We start from the raw sequence: 17,194 nt of genomic DNA, 5'->3' as shown, positions 1-17,194 counted from the left end.
CGAAATTTTCGTAAATTTCTCGCCTCCTTTCGGCAGCTTCCGCGAAGGCGTTTCGAATTCAGACGTTCACATATGGTGAACAATCAAATCACCAATGCGCAACTTGTTCAGCTCAACAATGGGAATATCTTTAAGCTCAAGACAACAAGCTTAAATCCCTTAAGAATTTTGGAGCACCCCATGTTGAACACAGCATCCGATTTAAAAGTGAAGGTCCGCCCCGGCAGCGAACGCGGTCATGCCAATGCAGGCTGGTTAAAATCCTCCCACTCCTTCAGCTTCGCCAGTTATTTTGATCGCAATAACATGCACTTCCACAACCTGCGCGTGATCAACGATGACTGGATCGCAGGCGACAGCGGCTTCCCCATGCACCCGCATGAGAACTTCGAGATATTCTCTTACATGCTGGAAGGCGCGCTGGAACACAAAGACACCATGGGCAACGGCAGCACCGTGCGCAAAGGCGGCATTCAGTTTATGAGCACCGGCAGCGGCGTGCAGCATTCGGAGTTCAACCCATCCGAGGAAGACCCGTCCCACCTGCTGCAAATCTGGCTGATTCCAGCCCGCAAAAACACCACACCGCGCTATGAAATGCTGGATCTGGATGACACAGCTCGGGATGGCAATCTGCAGCTGTTCCTCTCGCATGATGGCCGCAACGGCTCCATCCGCACAGAAGCATCTGCCGATGTTTATTCCGGCAAACTGGATGGCTCAGACCAGATCAGCTTTGAGTTGAGCGACCACCGCGCTGTATACGTCCACGTTGCCCGAGGCGAAGTGCAGATCAATGGCGAGACCCTGCAAGACGGCGATGCGATCGAGGCAGAAGGTCACGGCACATTGCTCCTGAACAACGGAAAAGGCGCGGAAATCGTCCTGTTCCACCTCTCTGACCGCCCCTAATCAGAGCAGGCAAACTGCTGGTTCTTATACAAATTAGCACCAGCACGAAAGGAGGGAGGCGCTCCTCTAATGCGACATTAAGGCCTCCCTTCTCTTTCCCAATCGTCCAGTATCAAAATTTTCATTGCAATACTACAAGGATATTTGTAGTATTTTCTCATGGCTGATAATTCACTAGGAGACTTCCCTGCTGATATGCAACAGGACGCCGCCGTTGCGGCCCTCTCCGCATTGGCCCACAAAGACAGGCTCGCCGCCTTTCGTCTGATCCTGACCGCGATGCCAGCTGGCCTGCCCTCCGGTCAGATCGCGAAGGATCTCGCCATCGCCCCCACACGAATGTCCTTCCATCTCTCCACGCTGGAACGCGCCGGTCTACTCACCGCCCAGCGCGAAGGGCGTGTGGTGCGCTATGCCATTGCCCCGCAAACCATGCGTGGCCTGCTTCGTTTTCTGACAAAGGATTGCTGCAACGGCGATCCAACTCTCTGTCAGGACCTCAACCTTTTTTCCTGTCGTTGACCGACCCCATCAGAGTGACCCACATGCAACCGATCATCTACCACAACCCCAAATGCGGCACCTCGCGCAACACGCTGGCCATGCTGAAACAAGCCGGGACTGAGCCAGAGGTGATTGAGTACCTCAAAACGCCACCCTCCCGCGAAACGCTGGAAAAATTGATTAAAGACAGCGGCTTAAACGCACGTGAGGTGCTCCGCAAGAAAGGCACACCCTACGAGGAGTTGGGTCTAGATGATGATAAATGGACCGATGCACACCTCATAGACTTCATGCTCGAACACCCAATCCTCATGAACCGACCAATTGTGGTCTCCGACAAAGGCACCCGCCTGTGCCGACCATCAGATATTCTCTTGGAAATTCTGGATGAAGACCAAATCGGTGCCTTTACCAAAGAAGACGGCGAGACCGTCATCCCAGCCAAAGGGTAAGCGCGTGACTGATACTGAGTTTGATTTGACTGATCTGCCAGAGCTGGAAACAGAGAGCTTCCACCCCATAAAATCCTCCCAGCTGCAAAGCAAGGATGCCCCGGACCACGCTCCACGTATCCTGCTGCTCTACGGCTCCCTGCGTAAACGCTCCTTCAGCCGCCTTGCAGTGCTGGAAGCCCAGCGCATTTTAGAGCAACTCGGTGCACAAACCCGCATCTTCACCCCCAGCGGCCTACCCTTGCCAGATGATGCAGAACCTGACCACCCCAAAGTTCAGGAACTGCGCGAGTTGATGATGTGGTCCGAAGGTCAGGTTTGGTGCTCACCGGAACGCCACGGGTCAATGACTGGCATCATGAAATCCATGATTGACTGGGTGCCGCTGTCTGTGGGTGCCGTCCGCCCAACCCAAGGCAAAACACTGGCACTCATGCAGGTATGCGGTGGTTCACAAAGCTTCAACGCCCTCAACCAGATGCGTGTACTGGGCCGCTGGATGCGGATGATCACCATTCCCAACCAATCCTCCGTTCCCAAGGCATTTTTGGAGTTCAACGCAGACGGCCGCATGAAGCCCTCCTCCATGTATGATCGTATTGTGGATGTGATGGAAGAATTGATGAAATTCACCCACCTCACCCGCGGCCATGCAGAGTATCTCACGGATCGATATTCTGAGCGCAAAGAAAACGCGGAAGAGCTCTCCCGGCGCGTGAACCAGAAACAAGCTTGCTGACGAACAATCAGACCCCACAAATGTGTCAGGCGAACATGCAGCATCCAAAACCATATGATTTGCCTGACACCCTTATCGTCAAAAATGCCCAAGCCAGATGATCTACAACAGCACCGCTTCCGTAATTCGCAGTCAAACAACAGCAGGCATGGGTATTTTCCCAATCCTCAACCATGCATTAAACACCTCCTGCCATACACTGCTCATATACCGGGCAAGGAGAGGCAAAGGTTGATGGATTATATTCTTGGCGTAGATGGCGGCGGCTCCACGTGTAGAGCTGCAATTGCAACAGCAGATGGACGCTTGCTTGGCCGTGGCAAAGCAGGCCCAGCGAACATCTACAGCGACCCAACTGCCAGCCTTAGTTCCATCCTTCATGCCTCAAAACTCGCCTGTGAAGATGCCGGACTAACATTAGACGCCCTCCACCAAAGTTTTGCAGTCCTCGGTCTTGCAGGCGCAAACGCTCATAACGACCCAGACGGCGTTGCCCAAAACCTGCCCTTCGCTGCCGTTCAGGTGGTTTCAGACACGTTAATCGCATTGGAAGGAGCCCATGGCACAGATGACGGCGTCATCGGTATTTTGGGTACGGGCTCCAACTTCATGGCCCGCAAGGATAATCAACACCTGTATCTCGGCGGTTGGGGCTTCCATTGCGGAGATCAGGGCAGCGGTGCACGTATGGGAGAACGTGCTTTGGAAGAAGCTCTACTCGCCCATGACGGTCTGCGCTCTCTTTGCCCATTGACCGAACATATCCTACGCCAGTTTGAGGATGATCCGCGCAAGCTTTCAGAATTTGCACGCACTGCAAAACCAAGAGATTTTGGCGAATTCATGCCTATCATTCTCATTTACGCCAAACAGCAGAGTCGGCTGGCACTCGATATTGTCGAGGAAGGCACAACCTACGTTGCCTCGGCTCTCCGCCTCTTGAGTGAAGAAGGCAGACTGCCCATTGCTCTGCTTGGCGGCTTAAGCCATGCCTATGATGCCTTCCTACCCCCAGACCTGAAGAAGATCATCATACCCGCCAAAAACGATGCGTTACGTGGTGCACTTTCAATGGCGGAGCGGGAAAACGCTCAGTACAGCTAAATCAGCCAACCTGCCCTATTGCTGATGAACAGACACAGTCCGCCCGGGAGCATAGACTGTCAGCATATTCCCGCTGACATCAGGGTTTCCGGGTGCGAGGCTTGCGGTTTTTAGCCCGTTCCCGTTTTGCGTATAAAGAACTTTCGTTCCATTACCGACAACAGCAAGACCGGCCTGATTATCATTGCCCCGCTGCCAAATCGTGCCTTTGGCATTGTTACCCGACACCTTCAAGACAGCAGAGTTGTTGTTACCCGTTTGAAAAAGGTTCGCGGCCGAATTGTCTCCAGTAACAATAATATCACCAGTATTACCTTGAGAAGCTGTTGTGCCTGGAAACGTATTTGCCCCTAAGATCGCATCAGCGGCAAGAGTGTCTACACCATCCAGATATGTCTTACTGTTTTTAAGAAAGGGAACATTCCAAGCAACCTTAAAAACATTCTGTCCCAGCCCAGCACCAACAAAATCACCTTGTTGGATCACCCGAACATCACTGTTGTTGCCGGATTGGTTGACACTCACGTTGTGTAGATTGCCTATCTGACGAATATAGGCCTCATTGCTATCAGCAAATGCGCTTGACCCAACAAGCAAACCAAGCAGTACGGGCAACCAACTCAATACCTTAAACATAAAATCCCCCACAGAACCTCTCGGTCCCCATTAAATCGTGACCTACAACGCCGAACAAAACAGCAATCAAGCTCACATATGAGCGCCGTTGTACAACACCCTCGTTCAATCAGTTTCCATAGCTATAGGGTATGTACCCAAAGCCAGACCCACTACCAGGTGCCACATAAAGAACGTCCGCTCCATTCCCGATAATCAGGCCCTCACCTTTGATTGGTGATCCATACCTGACGGTAAGATCCTGAGGAGAAATCGGTGTCTGCAAGACCCGCGTTGCCGCAGAAAGCTTAGAGAGTGAAATTAGGTTACCCGCTTCTTCAGGCACTTGTTCTATCCGCCCTCCAGCAAACTGACCCATGACAACAAACTGATGAACATGGGATGCGCCAGAAAGCGTTCCTTCAACACCCCTGACTTGAGGCAGGGTGCTCTCATAAGCTTGCCCATCAGCAACAGAAACCACCAACACCACAAGACAACCCAATATTCTCAAATGCATTAAACGCTCCGAAGCCAACCAACAGGTGCTTCATTGCGCCACAAACACATCTAATTTCTGCAAGAAAAACATCTAGAACTTGAATGGCAAAAAACCCCGGCTCGTAAGCCGGGGGAAGTTGATTAGAAGGATTGGCTAAATGGAGCCGCACCAGTGTGAATTGCTGGAAGCGGAGCAGCCCCTTGCATCACATTAGCGGAGTTGCCATTACCGTTCTGGCTCACGTCAACCATGTTGGAGTCACCACCCTGCTGAACCTGAATGGTGTTGTTGTTGCCATCAACATTTGCGTAGGTTGTGTTGAGATTTCCAAGCTGAGAAATCTGCATACGATTGGAATTACCCGTTTTACCAGCGGAGATTTTGCCAACACGTCCTTCAATCAAGTTGCCTTCACCATCTTGAGTGAAGAACAATTTGTTGTTGCTGCCATTCACATCACCCCAATCGACAGTGTTGTTGTGAGCACCCGTTTGGATGAATTCCAAGCGGTTGTAACTCCCATCAACAGTACCAACTGTAACAGTGTTGTCATTGGTATCTTGCAGAACGTAGAACTTGTTGATTGCTGGACCATTTAAGCCTGCAATATCAACAGAGTTACCATCACCTTCTTGCTTGATAGCAATATGCTGGTCAACACCGCTTGAGTTAGCAGTGACGGAGTTGGTTGCGCCGCGCTGCTCCATATAGATGTTACCGTTGGAACCTGCACCAGCGAAGTCAACAGAGTTAGAGTTACCCCACTGGCCCATTTTGAGCTGGAAGTTGGAACCAGAATTCAAAGTGGAGAGAATATCGTTGGAATCACCGCTTTGAATATAAGTCGCTACGTTGGCATCACCTTTCAACGTTGACCGAGTGTAGTTCTCGTTTCCGGTCTGATCCAGATCGATAATATTGCTATTACCTTTGGATACTAGGCGGAAGTTATTGCGTTCACCCGCCTGGTTCACGTTCGTGTCGTTGCTATGCCCATCCTGAACCAGACGAGCTCCGTGTGGGGCGGCTGGGCCTGGAGGCACGGAACCGCGATTAGCACCGTTCCATTTTCCATCCTGTCGAATTACAGCAACGTTTTTGGTTGCAGAACTATGCGCAGTCATTGTGTTGTTCTGGTAAACAGAAGCCACAACATTTTGCTCACCAATCTGATCAATATCGAGATCGTTGGCATCACCGCTGGCAACACCAGTAGAGCTGGCAGCAGACTTCTGCTTCACGTTCCAAACACGGTGGTTAGGAACAAACCCGCTAGGTGTTGTTGAAGCAGGTGCATAGTTACCTGTCTGGTTCACATCCAATTTACTGAAGTTACCAACCTGGCGCACATCGCGGACCATCTCATGACCGTCTTGATCGACATTGATGTCGTTCATGTCACCGTTTTGGCGAAGTTTGCCGCTGTAGTTAGCCCCTAAAGCACCGTCAGAACCAGCAATGTTCAAATCACCACTCTGGCTAATGACAGCATTGTTACCAGAACCAGAAAGTGGACTAATCTGCTGCAACTCTGATTGATTGAAATTCCCGGCATGTGCAGTTGCGGCAGTTAGGGCCAGAACTGAACATGACATGATAAGAATATTCTTCATAATTATGAGCCTTCACATATAATAGATCGGGTGAGCAAAGGAGATTGTAACCAACCTGCTTTGCTCCGTTGCGACGTGAGGGTGTGTGAGTTTTTGCGAGGTCCCACACCCTTATTTACCGACAATGCGGTAACTTATTTTTCTTGCCCCTAAATCTTATAGATTATGATTTTCAATGAGTTATAAGATTTTTTTTGGCAAGAAAATTTGATGAATGCAGTTCTAGAACTGCTAGGCGTTTCGCGACATCCTAAGATTTCTTATTCGCCCACAGGTTTGCACGTGCCAGTGGAACATTGCCCCGGTACGCACCGGTATTCGATGGGGGACGAGCTCTTTTGCTCTTTACACGCTGCGTGACCTGTGCCTTCTCGGATGTGTATTCTTTATACAAAGCATTGGCTTGTGCCGGGTTCTCAAACCCCCAGGCTCCAACACGCGCACCTTCCATGACGATGGAATAAACGGCCTTCTCAATCGCTTTTTGAACAGCCAATGTAACCGGTTCGTTTTTAGTGATGCCCGCTTCTGCTTCTAAGATTTCATCAAGCGCAATGTAACGAAACGCACCGCCTTTTATGCCAACGGATACAATGGATTTTTGGACCATCACGTTGGCCATAACTTCCCCGGTACGGGTACTGACTGCACGCAAGGAAACGGTTACATCATCCTGACGATAATCTGCGTTGCCGCCGATACCCAAATACCGGGCACCTATGCCTCCGGTGCGGGTATTGCTATCGTACCCGACAATGCCGCCTTCAAAAATGACACCTGCGTAAAGCAGTGGCGGCAGGACTTTGGGATCTACTTTGTCTTCACCCAGGTAGATCTTACGAATTTGCGTTACGATCTGGCGCTCTTTAAGCAGCGCATCCAGATTGCCACGCTCAACAACGCGGAACCAACTGCGATCACCTGCATCCTGAAGAGCGCGAACCAATAGGGTGTCAGCACCTTGAGTTACGGACCGGGACAGGGTCTGTACCTTGTCAGAAGGCTTATACTGCCCCGTCAAATCTTGATAACTATAAACGGCAGCGTAAATAGGCTGTTTAGGCGGAGGCAGCATTTTCAGTTTACTGGCTTGCTCGGTAATAGTGGCAAGTTGCGGGCCTGGACTGAACGCCATTCGCGAAATCGGCCCACATGCAGACAACGACAAAGCCATTGCAACAACAAGTGTTTTCTTAATCATAACAATAACCTAATTTATGGGAGTGGCTGTTTGCAGGATAGGAACCGTAATATCGGTAACCGCACCTGTACTCTCGTCGATGATCTGCAACTGAATTGAGCCATCTCCGCGTACAAATGTTACTTTCTGATCACCAAAGCTGACTGTGCCGCTATCTTTCGGGTCTTCGCCAAAAATGGCCTTGGAGACTTGATCTGCCAGAGAATAAATCAGACGGTTTTGCAGTTGCCGAACGAACAAGTCAGCCAGACTATTGCCAGAACCGTCTGTGCCATCCCCTGAGCCAGTGCCGTACCCTTTGTTCCCGCTGATCGTTGCCGTTTTCTGCGCATTTGCAGTTGCGAAAAGATGCGTAGTGTTGTTGGCGTATCCGCCAAAACTCGGATTAACTGGCTGATAAACTAATTGTTGTGAATAAGCAGAGCCAACACTGAGGGCACACCCCAACGTGAGCCCGAGGGCAAATTTAAGTCTCATAGCAACCCCTAACCTGACGAAGACTTCACGATTATTTTGTGAAAAAGAAAGTGTCTGTTTTGTCGATGTAGGATTGGTATATTCATCGATGACTATTGTGTCATCTCGCGACATATCAAGGTATTAGTTTCTTTTACCATGGTAAGAACCAAGTAATTACTTTGACGTCTTTTCACTCAATAGATCAATGGGATGATTTATCACCTATGATTTCATGCTGGCGTAAATACCACATCCAATAAAGCCACTGAGAATACATAAATGACGATGGAATACATAAAAACTTCACGCGCAGAGAGCAACCAAGCGCTGTTGAGCTAAGCTTATAGCATTAATTAAAAGGGGAAGGTGGTAGGCCCGGAGGGGCTATCATAGCCATTGGAAGTCAAGCAAAAACAATAAGAAGGTAACCCATGCAGAGTGCAAAGTGCCGCGTTGAATTTCAATGGGTTAGAATGAAAGTGTCCCACGCAATCGCGAAAAATATGTGACGTGCTCATAGGTTAAAACACGCCATTTTGTCTGACCAAAACCTCACGCCCATTATCGAAGGTTAGCAGCTAATAACCAACGAAAAATGTGCCCGCTTACGTTTCCAGTACGTAATGAAAAGAGAACGACATCACATTACTCGGAACCGACAACATTAGGTCTGCGATTATTCGCGGGTTCGATGCACATGAACTACGCCAGCAACCAACATGTAGGCTCGCATACACCACTTAACAGCCGTCTACTGCCTATCGCCTGCATTCAGTTGTATCGCTACCGACGTTAAACAACAGTCTTTCATTGTCAGACACTAGGAGTTTCATCGAAATGGCTCATGTCCTAGGAATTTTACAAAGCAAAGGCGGTACAGGAAAATCCACACTTGCCGTGTCCATCACCGGCTCTCTGGCACTGGAGGATACAAGCGCCATTCTTGTAGACACAGACAAACTGGTCTTGTCACGGTTACGTTCCAGTCTCTTTCGAGCAATATTTGCTATGAAGGAGATAAGGAATGGCAAAGAGATACACAGTTATGCGGCCATAGGATCACTTATACAACCTGCCCGAATTTCCCAAGCCTGCTCTCGTCCTCACTGGACGAAATATACGGCAGAAGCGGATTCATGCAACAGCGCCCAAAAACGTCGGAATTTCTCAACCAAACAGATTTCACTTTGCATTGTCCGTGTTCCTCCGGAACCAAATCAGAAATCCTATGCCTACTCCTATGAGAAATATGCCGCTTTTTTGCGTGAGTGACACCTCCTCATTTAAAAGTGGGGAGGCGATCAAAACCAAAAATACCGGACTGGCAGCTGAAATAAGTCCACTGTAGACAGCTCCAATTGCACGAATACCAATGCAAATCCAATAGCCGGAAAGTAAAGTACAAAAAGCTGCAGCCGCTGCCAAAGCAAACAGCTTGGGGGAGTGAGATGAGAAAATAATATCAGGCTGAGCAATAACAATATGTGTAGCCGCCAAGCTACTTCCACTGAGCATTGCAATACCAGCAACAAACCAGGGGTCAGTGAGCTCAATTACTTTCTCGCTGATTAGGAAGAAGGCGGCGCATGTTGCCGCGCTTAAGAGTATTTCGGATGACCCAAACAGATATGAGTGAAAGGCTTTATCGTCGGTTAGGGAACTATATCCATCAAAGAATAATAGCAGTACTCCGGCGTAAATTGAGGAGAAGACAACCCAAAAAACATGGCGGGGAATTTGCGAATGGGGATGAATTAGTAATCCACCAAGATAGATGAAAATGGGATAAACACTAAATAGCGACCGCTCAATTGAGACCGGGACCACTGTTAGACCAAAAAAATCTAGCGTCATCGCTAAGTCATAACACAAGAAGCCGGCAAGTACGCTCAACAGGATTGTTTTTCGCCTGTAATGAAGCCGACCTCGCTTTATATAGTGGCCGATTACAATAATGGCCGCAAAGGGGATCAGTACCAATACAAAGATGATGATGAAATATTCGGGAGAACTTCCTTCCCGGTAAGCGGCCTTGGCAAAAATTTCTTTAGCTGCAAAAAGAAAATTGCAGGCCAAAATCAAAAAAACACCAAAGGTAAATCTTCCGATTTTCACATTGCCACCCAAAGTCAGAAGACAAATTGTATCGAGGCTTATCCATTGGAGAAGTGCCACCCCCCCCCCTGAAACCCCTCGCAGAGCGGGAAAGAAAAAGTACAGTCTCTGCCACAACTATTTCGCATGATGCGCTGTGATGGAAAGCAACATATATCTATTCGTAGCCTTGCAAGTATATCCTGCGAGTTCGGTAAAGGTGCTCACATTTGAGGTAAAGTCATACAGGGTTGGTAAGCAGATTGATGACCTCACTCCGCCCCATTTTCCGCCTTTCAAAATCCTCCACATAGTGTTGATGCGGTTGGAACTTTATGCCGAGGTTTTGGAGTTGTTCTCGAACATTAACGACATGCCTTTTGATGTGTGTGAACTGCTCACCGCTTATGCGACCTAACCACTCCATCACCAACATGGCTGGAACGTCCTCATGAATAAGACGGCAGACCTTGAGACCTTCAATCGACTTGGGCGATAAAGACCGATAGATACCCTTTGTGCTTTTCATCATTTCCAAGAAGGTCGGTTGCTTCGGCAAGTTATATTGTTCAGTTAAGATATTGGAGAATGACCGTGTTGATGCATTATAACACTTTGCCATTTGAACTCTTTCGAGATCAAGATTTTCTATAGTATCAGCGTTACCTTGATGCACTCCATCACAATAATGGCTGTATTGAATGCCCTGGCTTGTTAGTTGGAGGTTCATTTTATCTAATACTACAGCCAGGTGAATGATATATCCAAGAGGATCGAACTGTAAATCTAAAGGCCGAACCAGAGAAAATTTGTGAAATCCCTCTGGTATTGATGGCCCACGAAAAAGCTGCGCCAAATTATTCGTTATATCATCTGGCCTTGGTCCAATTACACTTACATTTGTGAGCTGTTTTCTTTTGAAGGAGACTTTATTATCTATGAAGCGCGTACCGTAAAAACTGTCTTCGACGAGAGCTAAGCTAAATTTTTGGAAATCAGGATCCTCGCGCCAAGCATTGATCGTTGCAATAAGTCCTCCTTGTCCTCCCCTCACAAACACAACGTAAGCCTCAGCGGGTAGCGCGTGAGATTTTACCCACTCAATCATACGAAATCTGAGACTTGGAATATCAGGCACCGTTATAATTATGGCCCTAGTGTTTGGGAGTACATTACTTAAATCGCTGTCCAATTTATGAACATGCTCTTTTGGAAAGCTACAGTGTTGTATTTGACCGGATATGACGTCTTCAAAGTCAATGTCCGCCTTTCCGGAAGAGCCATTCAACAGGTGCTCTTCATCTCTTACTAGAATGAGGTGAGGCGAACAGCCAGTTTCCTGCTTGCGCAGCTCCAAATCAACTGCCAAAGTTACGCCGACATGCCCCCCTCCAATTATCAATATATTGTCCATGCCAGATATGCTCCATACTGACAAACATCCGATAGAAGGAAGTATTCTCAGTATAGATGATGACAGATATGTATATTGTTTCTAAAGTCGGAGAGAAACCATCGTGTTTCCATGGTTTAACTTAACCATCTCCTCAGTCATAATATATGATCTCAATAAAAGTCGATCCATACAATCACCAGAATAAATATCTCTCCCATGAAGACAGTAATCATTGGGTATTAGAAGCGCCTCTCCTTTCAAAATTTGATGCCCTTCCATCCGCCCGATCAGAAGAGCTTCTTGGGCAGCTTGATCTAACGCGTGACGTGCGAGGTTTGCTTCTTCAGGGTTAAGTGTGGGGATTGGGCTGACGTTATTAAAATTGAGGCGAAGGCGCTGTACCCCATAAGCATCATAGTCGATTATGCTTATACGTCGGATCTGCTCGCATGGCCAAAGTAGCTTTGCACCGGATCTGATCTCAAAAATTCTTTGCTCCAATATATCAATAACGTCTTGGGGCAGAGCAGAAACAATGGCTTCTGTCGTCGCTATCAGCGTTTTGGGTACTGTGTTGTCGGCGATGTGAGGAACAAGTACCAACGCTGCAGGACGGCAGCCATCTGTTGCAAATGCAAGATCATTGTGCATTGAAAGCAACTCAGTACCGCTACTTGCCTCTGCAGACTGTTTCGTGGGGCGTATATCGGTAATGTAACTCTGGTTGTATTCGGAGTAAGCAGCACACTTTCCTATGCTCTCGCCTAGTAGCAAGAGGAGTATTTTTGTATCCTCAATATCAGAAAATTCAGGAAGGCCTTGCACAACCATTGGTCTTTTCGTTGCCCAAAATGTCTCTTTAATTTCATTCAGCATCTCTCCGCGATGGAGGTTGATGCATGAAATATAACGACTTTGGATTTGGCCTGGTGTTTCAGATCGAATTGTATCAACAAGCTGCTTTAAAGTTTTACACGTGGCTTCTGAGAGTTCGGTCTTATCAAGAGTTACTCTAATCATCAGATGTTGGCCCTTAAAATTAGAAACTCGGTTAACCTCACCAGCGTATGAAAATGCTTCTGTCCATTCACTGTTACGTTGAAAATAGATCCATAGCAGCGTTTCTTAAATCTGGGTAATTTTGTGGTGAGAGATTTGACCACGTTCATTGATTGAGAGAAAGCGGTGTCTGTGAAGGCATAACCATGGGTTCGTTCTCCTACGCCATCAAGTGCAAACTTTGGCCAGTGGAATGTCTCACGCTTATTGGCATGGAGGGTCTAGAGAAATTGCAACCCTCCATGGTAATGCTCGTATGGCAGCTTGTGGCCGAGGCTGTGTGAAAACGCGAAATCTCGGAGAGCCGTTAGAATGGTTTTCTAGGATCGGGTAATTTTCTCGTACTCAAGAGATAGATGTTTGGCTCTTGGTCGTTTGATAGAACCACATCCTACTGAAAATTCTTCAGCCCGGGTTTTCACACAACCTCGGCCCTACGCGTTAGCAATGACCTGCTGTTGACCTAGATTTTTGCACAGCAGCGAATGACCTGAATGTCTGGTGGGCTCAACTAATCGCTACAACACATTCAGCAAACTTCTCAGCTACAAGGGGGACGTTGATCTGGAGGCAAAACTCGACCAGTGGGAGCTATTTTACAACTTTCACCGGCCGCTTACGAAGCACTCAGAGAAAAGCTTACAGTCAACGCCTTAATCGCCTCGTGAGTAGCTGCACCTTACAGATCGGTTGAATTGCGACAATCGGAATGCTGTAAACGTGCAAACAGCAGGAAGCGCGGTTCGAAGAAAGGGAAACGCTAGAGCCGTTTGCCATTAACATGATCGATTACGGCGTTTGAGTATATCGCGAGAACCTTGAGATGCGGCAAGTAGATGCTGCCATTAAAGAGGTCGTTAGTATTCGCAGGCGTAGCATGTTGCAGTATGACCATACCTGCCATTCACCCTAACCCCGGCACCTCCAGCTAAGGCGTTCTTGCTATTTTTAATTATTTTCGCGTCAAACAGACATTGAGATAGGAATGAGCCGCTCGCTTAGGCGTTGGCAAGATACTACTTCGGGACAAAGTGTGTATTCGCTGCGATCAAGACGAGCGGCCTCTTTTTGCCGAGTTCGGATTATCAGCACTCTCCGTACAGCGGCTAATAATGATGACTGTAAGTCCGGCGCTATGAGCCAGTTACGATCCTAGTGGCCGTATCGAGTAGTACTTTCGTACCCGCAACCAGAGCCTCGTCTTCTGTATGCTCTAACGGGTTGTGGCTGATGCCGTCGCGACTTGGGACAAAAATCATTGCGGTTGGGCAAATGCGAGCCATCATTTGCGCATCATGGCCTGCTCCGGAGGTCATTCGGCGACACGAGAACTGTTGTTCAGCAGCAGCCTCTTCAATCATCTGAACGATGTTTTCGTCAAAGACAACCGGTTCGAAACGGGCCAACTGCTCGGTTTCAATGGTGACGCCATCTGATTTTTCCAATTCAGCAAGAAAATTGACCAGCGCAGCCTGGCGTGTTTCCCAGACCGCTAGGTCCGGATCGCGCAGATCAACCGTAAACTTAGCGAAATCAGGTATAACATTGATTACATTGGGGCCGAATTCGATGGTGCCGACAGTCGCCACGCTATCAGAATTATCCACAAGCCCACGCAGGTAGGTGATGACCTTAGCTGCGGCTAGTCCGGCGTCAGTGCGTAGGCGTGTTGGAGTGGTGCCTGCGTGATTGGCCACCCCTCTGATCGTTACCTTCTGCCAGAAAATACCCTGGAGGTTTGCCACCGCTCCCATCAATTTGCCTTCGACTTCTAGTACAGGGCCCTGCTCCACATGCACCTCAATAAAGGCTGAAGGTACTATATCCCCTGGTTCCATCTCACCGGCATATCCAATTCGGGACAATTCCTCACCCAATATCGTACCGTCAATGCCTACAGTAGTCAGGGCCTCATCCGCATCCAAGCCTCCCGCATAGACAAGCGACCCCATCATGTCTGGTGTGTAACGCACTCCTTCCTCGTTGGTAAAAACTGCCACCATTAAGGGGCGGTCAGGCTTAACACCCCCTGATTTCATTGCCTCAATCACGGATAGGGCAGACAAAACCCCATAGCAGCCGTCAAAGATTCCGGCATTAATCACACTGTCGATATGGCTTCCCATCATCAGTGGTGCGATTTCACTTTCGATCTTCCAAATGCCGAAGATGTTGCCGATTCGATCCACGCAGACCTCAAGTCCCGCGTCCTCGAACCAAGCGACGAGTTGGTTTCGGCCCTGTTTGTCAGCGTCTGAAGCGGCAAGGCGAGTAAGTGCACCATCGGCATTCCGGCCGATGTCACCCAATGAGCGGAGACGGGAAAGTAGTGCCGTTTTATCAATTGTTATGTTGTTAGGCATTTGGGGGTCCTTGTTGGTAATCCGGTATTTCCTCAGCGCAGTCATAACACTCTTATCCAAATGCCAAATTTCTATTTTCTTGCCAAAAGTTTCCAAAAATGCCACAAAATTCCTCAAATTAAGAAACTAGTGAAAAGGTGTGCCTTGAATAATTCTCTAGATGAAACGGATCGTCGAATTTTGAGTGTATTGCAGCAACGTGGAGATATTTCGAATCGTGCGCTGGCTGATGCAGTCGGTTTGTCACCGCCCCCATGTTTGAAGCGTGTCCGCCGATTGCAAGACGTTGGTGTGATAGAGAAGACAGTTGCTCTGCTGAATCCTGATCTGGTTGGGCAAGGGCTAATCGCATTTGTTGATGTGGAGCTGGAAAAGCAACGCGATGACTTACTTCGGCTTTTTGAACAGCGCGTTTCAGAGCGCCACGAAGTTCTGCAATGCTATATGGTCTCAGGAGATAGTGACTATCTACTGGTGATTAATGTGCTCGATATGAAAGCCTACGAACTTTTTGTTCGAGATGTTTTTACGAGAGAACCCAATATACTCAAATACAAGACACGTTTTGGAATGAGCCGTGTGAAGTACAGCACAGAACTTCAAATAATGAACAACGGACAACCATGAAAACAGCGTAAGCGGTGCTTCACTTGCCAAAATTCCATGGCAGTAACTGTTTGATGTCTATCTGCTTATGGCCTTGTGCAATGGCTGTGAGTACGCCGGTCAAATAGGCGTGTGGTTCGACTTTGTTCAACTTACAGGTCTCGATAATTGACGCAAGCATAGCCCAGTTTTGTGCGCCAGCATCATGGCCCGCGAAGAGCGCGTTTTTACGGTTCAACGCAATGGGACGCATGCAACGTTCCACCGTGTTGTTGTCGATCTCGACGCGGCCATCACTGAGGAATAGATTTAAACCGTCCCAGTATTTGGCGATATATTTTAGGGCCGATCCCGTTGGGGATTTTACTGAGACTTGTGCTCGGTTGTAGGTCAGCCACTGTTCAAAAACCTTCATGCGCGGAAGTGTTTTCTCTTGTCGGATGCTTTGGCGTTTCTCAGCAGTCATTCCCTTGATTTGAGCTTCAATCCGGTAGAAGGCTTTGATCTGCTTGATGCCCTCTTCAGCAATGGGGGCAATATTGTTGACTGTCAGCTCGAACAGCTTGCGCCGTGCATGTGCCCAGCAATAGGCCAACTCAATGGGGGCGTTGTCGCGCTGATCTTTTACTCGATTATATCCTGTATAGCCGTCGACTTGCAGAACGCCGCCAAAGCCTTGAAGTATCTCAACTGCGTGTTTGCCCGCCCTACTTGGCGCATAGGTGAAGGCCACACCTGGCGGAGCTGATCCACCCCAAGGTCTGTCGTCCCTTGCCAAGGGGTGGTCCAATCTTTATGATGGTAGTTGGGACAGCGAAAGCCAAATTGCATATGTTGGCGGCTACTACTCCCGCATGTTTGGCTCCTTGTTTGCGGACCTGTCTCTGGCGGGTGGTTACATGTGGCAGGATAACCCCCGTAGATTTATGGATAATACCGCAACAGGTGGTATTCGCGACTCTGCTGATCAAACCATTGGTACTGTGTTTGTTACCCCAGTATTGACACTTGGTTACTCCCAAGCCCTTAGCGAAACAACATCGCTCGCTCCAAGCCTCTCAGCCCGTTATACGTTCTCCTACCGTGATGGGTACGAGGAAGAGGCTGTCTCGGAAATTTCGCACGAAGCTGAAGCAAGGCATCGCCTAGATCTGCGTGCGCAGTTGGCATTTTCGTGGTCGGGCCTTGAGCCAAATGATTTTGGGGTTTGGAACACGCGATTGCGCGGTGGTCTCGATATTTCTGCTGAAGGTGGGGACGGTGCATCTAGTTCTGCATTCGGCCAGACCATGACCATTGATGAAGGTGATGATGACCTCGGTATCCGCCCGTTTATTGGTTTGGATGTGGCCTACAATATTTCTGAGCGCTTTGACTTAAACTTAAGCACAGAAGTGGCCTACGCGAGCAACGAAACGCTTTCTGCCAACGCAAAGCTGAATACCAGTTGGAAATTTTAAAGGTAGTCGGGTAGCACTTCATGCCGTGTGCCAAAGTAAAATATCAAGCGGGCGTCTCTTTTTTAAATAAGAAGAGTTCAGATTGGATGGGGCGTGTACTTAGTAAACATGCCCC

The 17,194-nt window shown here is 48.5% G+C and carries 16 protein-coding genes and 1 pseudogene; 7 read left to right on the top strand and 10 right to left on the bottom strand.

Annotated elements, in window-relative coordinates:
• The first annotated feature begins 180 nt into the window (after positions 1-180).
• The 5 genes from BLS62_RS23805 (at position 181) to BLS62_RS23785 (ending at position 3,711) form a co-directional block, all read left to right on the top strand.
• Positions 181-912: a pirin family protein gene (locus BLS62_RS23805; RefSeq protein ID WP_093189508.1), complete on the top strand. Its 732-nt coding sequence runs from the start codon at positions 181-183 to the stop codon at positions 910-912.
• Positions 913-1,107: 195 nt separating this feature from the next.
• Positions 1,108-1,434 (top strand): ArsR/SmtB family transcription factor, encoded by a 327-nt coding sequence (locus BLS62_RS23800; protein ID WP_093189505.1) that lies wholly within the window; start codon positions 1,108-1,110, stop codon positions 1,432-1,434.
• A gap of 23 nt (positions 1,435-1,457) precedes the next feature.
• Complete coding sequence (gene arsC / locus BLS62_RS23795) at positions 1,458-1,868, top strand: arsenate reductase (glutaredoxin) (RefSeq protein WP_093187096.1); 411 nt, start codon at positions 1,458-1,460, stop codon at positions 1,866-1,868.
• Between the two features lie 4 nt (positions 1,869-1,872).
• The gene (gene arsH, locus BLS62_RS23790; protein WP_093187093.1) at positions 1,873-2,607 is read left to right on the top strand and encodes an arsenical resistance protein ArsH; all 735 of its coding nucleotides are present in this window, start codon (positions 1,873-1,875) and stop codon (positions 2,605-2,607) included.
• Positions 2,608-2,841: 234 nt separating this feature from the next.
• Entirely contained in the window at positions 2,842-3,711 is an 870-nt protein-coding gene (locus tag BLS62_RS23785) for a glucosamine kinase nucleotide-binding domain-containing protein (RefSeq protein ID WP_093187090.1), read from the top strand.
• Between the two features lie 15 nt (positions 3,712-3,726).
• Here the strand turns inward: BLS62_RS23785 and BLS62_RS23780 are convergent, their stop codons facing one another.
• The 9 genes from BLS62_RS23780 to BLS62_RS23740 form a co-directional block, all read right to left on the bottom strand.
• Positions 3,727-4,347 (bottom strand): restriction endonuclease subunit S domain-containing protein, encoded by a 621-nt coding sequence (locus BLS62_RS23780; RefSeq protein WP_093187087.1) that lies wholly within the window; start codon positions 4,345-4,347, stop codon positions 3,727-3,729.
• A 109-nt stretch (positions 4,348-4,456) separates the two neighbouring features.
• Positions 4,457-4,846 carry a hypothetical protein gene (locus BLS62_RS23775; RefSeq protein WP_143521593.1) on the bottom strand — a complete coding sequence of 130 codons (390 nt, stop codon included), beginning with the start codon at positions 4,844-4,846 and terminating at the stop codon, positions 4,457-4,459.
• A gap of 122 nt (positions 4,847-4,968) precedes the next feature.
• Entirely contained in the window at positions 4,969-6,441 is a 1,473-nt protein-coding gene (locus tag BLS62_RS23770; RefSeq protein WP_093187082.1) for a hypothetical protein, read from the bottom strand.
• A 250-nt stretch (positions 6,442-6,691) separates the two neighbouring features.
• Positions 6,692-7,642: a CsgG/HfaB family protein gene (locus BLS62_RS23765; protein WP_093187079.1), complete on the bottom strand. Its 951-nt coding sequence runs from the start codon at positions 7,640-7,642 to the stop codon at positions 6,692-6,694.
• A 9-nt stretch (positions 7,643-7,651) separates the two neighbouring features.
• Complete coding sequence (locus BLS62_RS23760; RefSeq protein WP_093187076.1) at positions 7,652-8,119, bottom strand: curli assembly protein CsgF; 468 nt, start codon at positions 8,117-8,119, stop codon at positions 7,652-7,654.
• 1,164 nt (positions 8,120-9,283) lie between these two features.
• Positions 9,284-10,276, bottom strand: a complete 993-nt coding sequence (locus tag BLS62_RS23755) for a DMT family transporter (protein ID WP_093187073.1) — start codon at positions 10,274-10,276, stop codon at positions 9,284-9,286.
• Positions 10,277-10,436: 160 nt separating this feature from the next.
• Positions 10,437-11,609: an NAD/NADP octopine/nopaline dehydrogenase family protein gene (locus BLS62_RS23750; protein ID WP_093187070.1), complete on the bottom strand. Its 1,173-nt coding sequence runs from the start codon at positions 11,607-11,609 to the stop codon at positions 10,437-10,439.
• Positions 11,610-11,690: 81 nt separating this feature from the next.
• On the bottom strand, positions 11,691-12,611 hold the full coding sequence (locus BLS62_RS23745; RefSeq protein WP_093187067.1) for a TauD/TfdA family dioxygenase: 921 nt from the start codon (positions 12,609-12,611) through the stop codon (positions 11,691-11,693).
• Between the two features lie 1,172 nt (positions 12,612-13,783).
• Positions 13,784-15,013: a Zn-dependent hydrolase gene (locus BLS62_RS23740; protein ID WP_093187064.1), complete on the bottom strand. Its 1,230-nt coding sequence runs from the start codon at positions 15,011-15,013 to the stop codon at positions 13,784-13,786.
• A gap of 144 nt (positions 15,014-15,157) precedes the next feature.
• Between BLS62_RS23740 and BLS62_RS23735 the strand changes: the two genes are divergently transcribed.
• A complete protein-coding gene (locus BLS62_RS23735) occupies positions 15,158-15,640 on the top strand; it encodes an Lrp/AsnC family transcriptional regulator (protein ID WP_200798565.1) in 483 nt (160 codons plus the stop codon).
• 19 nt (positions 15,641-15,659) lie between these two features.
• Here BLS62_RS23735 and BLS62_RS23730 read toward each other — a convergent pair.
• A pseudogene (locus tag BLS62_RS23730) lies at positions 15,660-16,397 on the bottom strand (IS66 family transposase); the annotation flags it as partial.
• On the opposite strand from BLS62_RS23730, the gene BLS62_RS23725 reads away from it, so the two are divergent.
• Positions 16,342-17,079, top strand: a complete 738-nt coding sequence (locus BLS62_RS23725; RefSeq protein ID WP_143521592.1) for an autotransporter domain-containing protein — start codon at positions 16,342-16,344, stop codon at positions 17,077-17,079. The pseudogene BLS62_RS23730 and the gene BLS62_RS23725 sit on opposite strands and share 56 nt — an antisense overlap.
• The last annotated feature ends 115 nt before the right edge of the window (positions 17,080-17,194 follow it).

It is taken from the genome of Pseudovibrio sp. Tun.PSC04-5.I4 (assembly GCF_900104145.1).
In the GTDB taxonomy this organism is placed as follows: domain Bacteria; phylum Pseudomonadota; class Alphaproteobacteria; order Rhizobiales; family Stappiaceae; genus Pseudovibrio.
Note: the sequence above shows the minus strand (reverse complement) of the source record. Positions and strands in the feature narration are given on the sequence as shown.

Excerpts from the sequence above, each read along its gene's own strand:
- BLS62_RS23805 (WP_093189508.1), top strand. The coding sequence starts at position 181 with ATGTTGAACACAGCATCCGATTTAAAAGTGAAGGTCCGCCCCGGCAGC.
- BLS62_RS23800 (WP_093189505.1), top strand. The coding sequence starts at position 1,108 with ATGCAACAGGACGCCGCCGTTGCGGCCCTCTCCGCATTGGCCCACAAA.
- arsC (WP_093187096.1), top strand. The coding sequence starts at position 1,458 with ATGCAACCGATCATCTACCACAACCCCAAATGCGGCACCTCGCGCAAC.
- BLS62_RS23785 (WP_093187090.1), top strand. The coding sequence starts at position 2,842 with ATGGATTATATTCTTGGCGTAGATGGCGGCGGCTCCACGTGTAGAGCT.
- BLS62_RS23780 (WP_093187087.1), bottom strand. The coding sequence starts at position 4,347 with ATGTTTAAGGTATTGAGTTGGTTGCCCGTACTGCTTGGTTTGCTTGTT.
- BLS62_RS23775 (WP_143521593.1), bottom strand. The coding sequence starts at position 4,846 with ATGCATTTGAGAATATTGGGTTGTCTTGTGGTGTTGGTGGTTTCTGTT.
- BLS62_RS23770 (WP_093187082.1), bottom strand. The coding sequence starts at position 6,441 with ATGAAGAATATTCTTATCATGTCATGTTCAGTTCTGGCCCTAACTGCC.
- BLS62_RS23765 (WP_093187079.1), bottom strand. The coding sequence starts at position 7,642 with ATGATTAAGAAAACACTTGTTGTTGCAATGGCTTTGTCGTTGTCTGCA.
- BLS62_RS23760 (WP_093187076.1), bottom strand. The coding sequence starts at position 8,119 with ATGAGACTTAAATTTGCCCTCGGGCTCACGTTGGGGTGTGCCCTCAGT.
- BLS62_RS23750 (WP_093187070.1), bottom strand. The coding sequence starts at position 11,609 with ATGGACAATATATTGATAATTGGAGGGGGGCATGTCGGCGTAACTTTG.
- BLS62_RS23745 (WP_093187067.1), bottom strand. The coding sequence starts at position 12,611 with ATGATTAGAGTAACTCTTGATAAGACCGAACTCTCAGAAGCCACGTGT.
- BLS62_RS23740 (WP_093187064.1), bottom strand. The coding sequence starts at position 15,013 with ATGCCTAACAACATAACAATTGATAAAACGGCACTACTTTCCCGTCTC.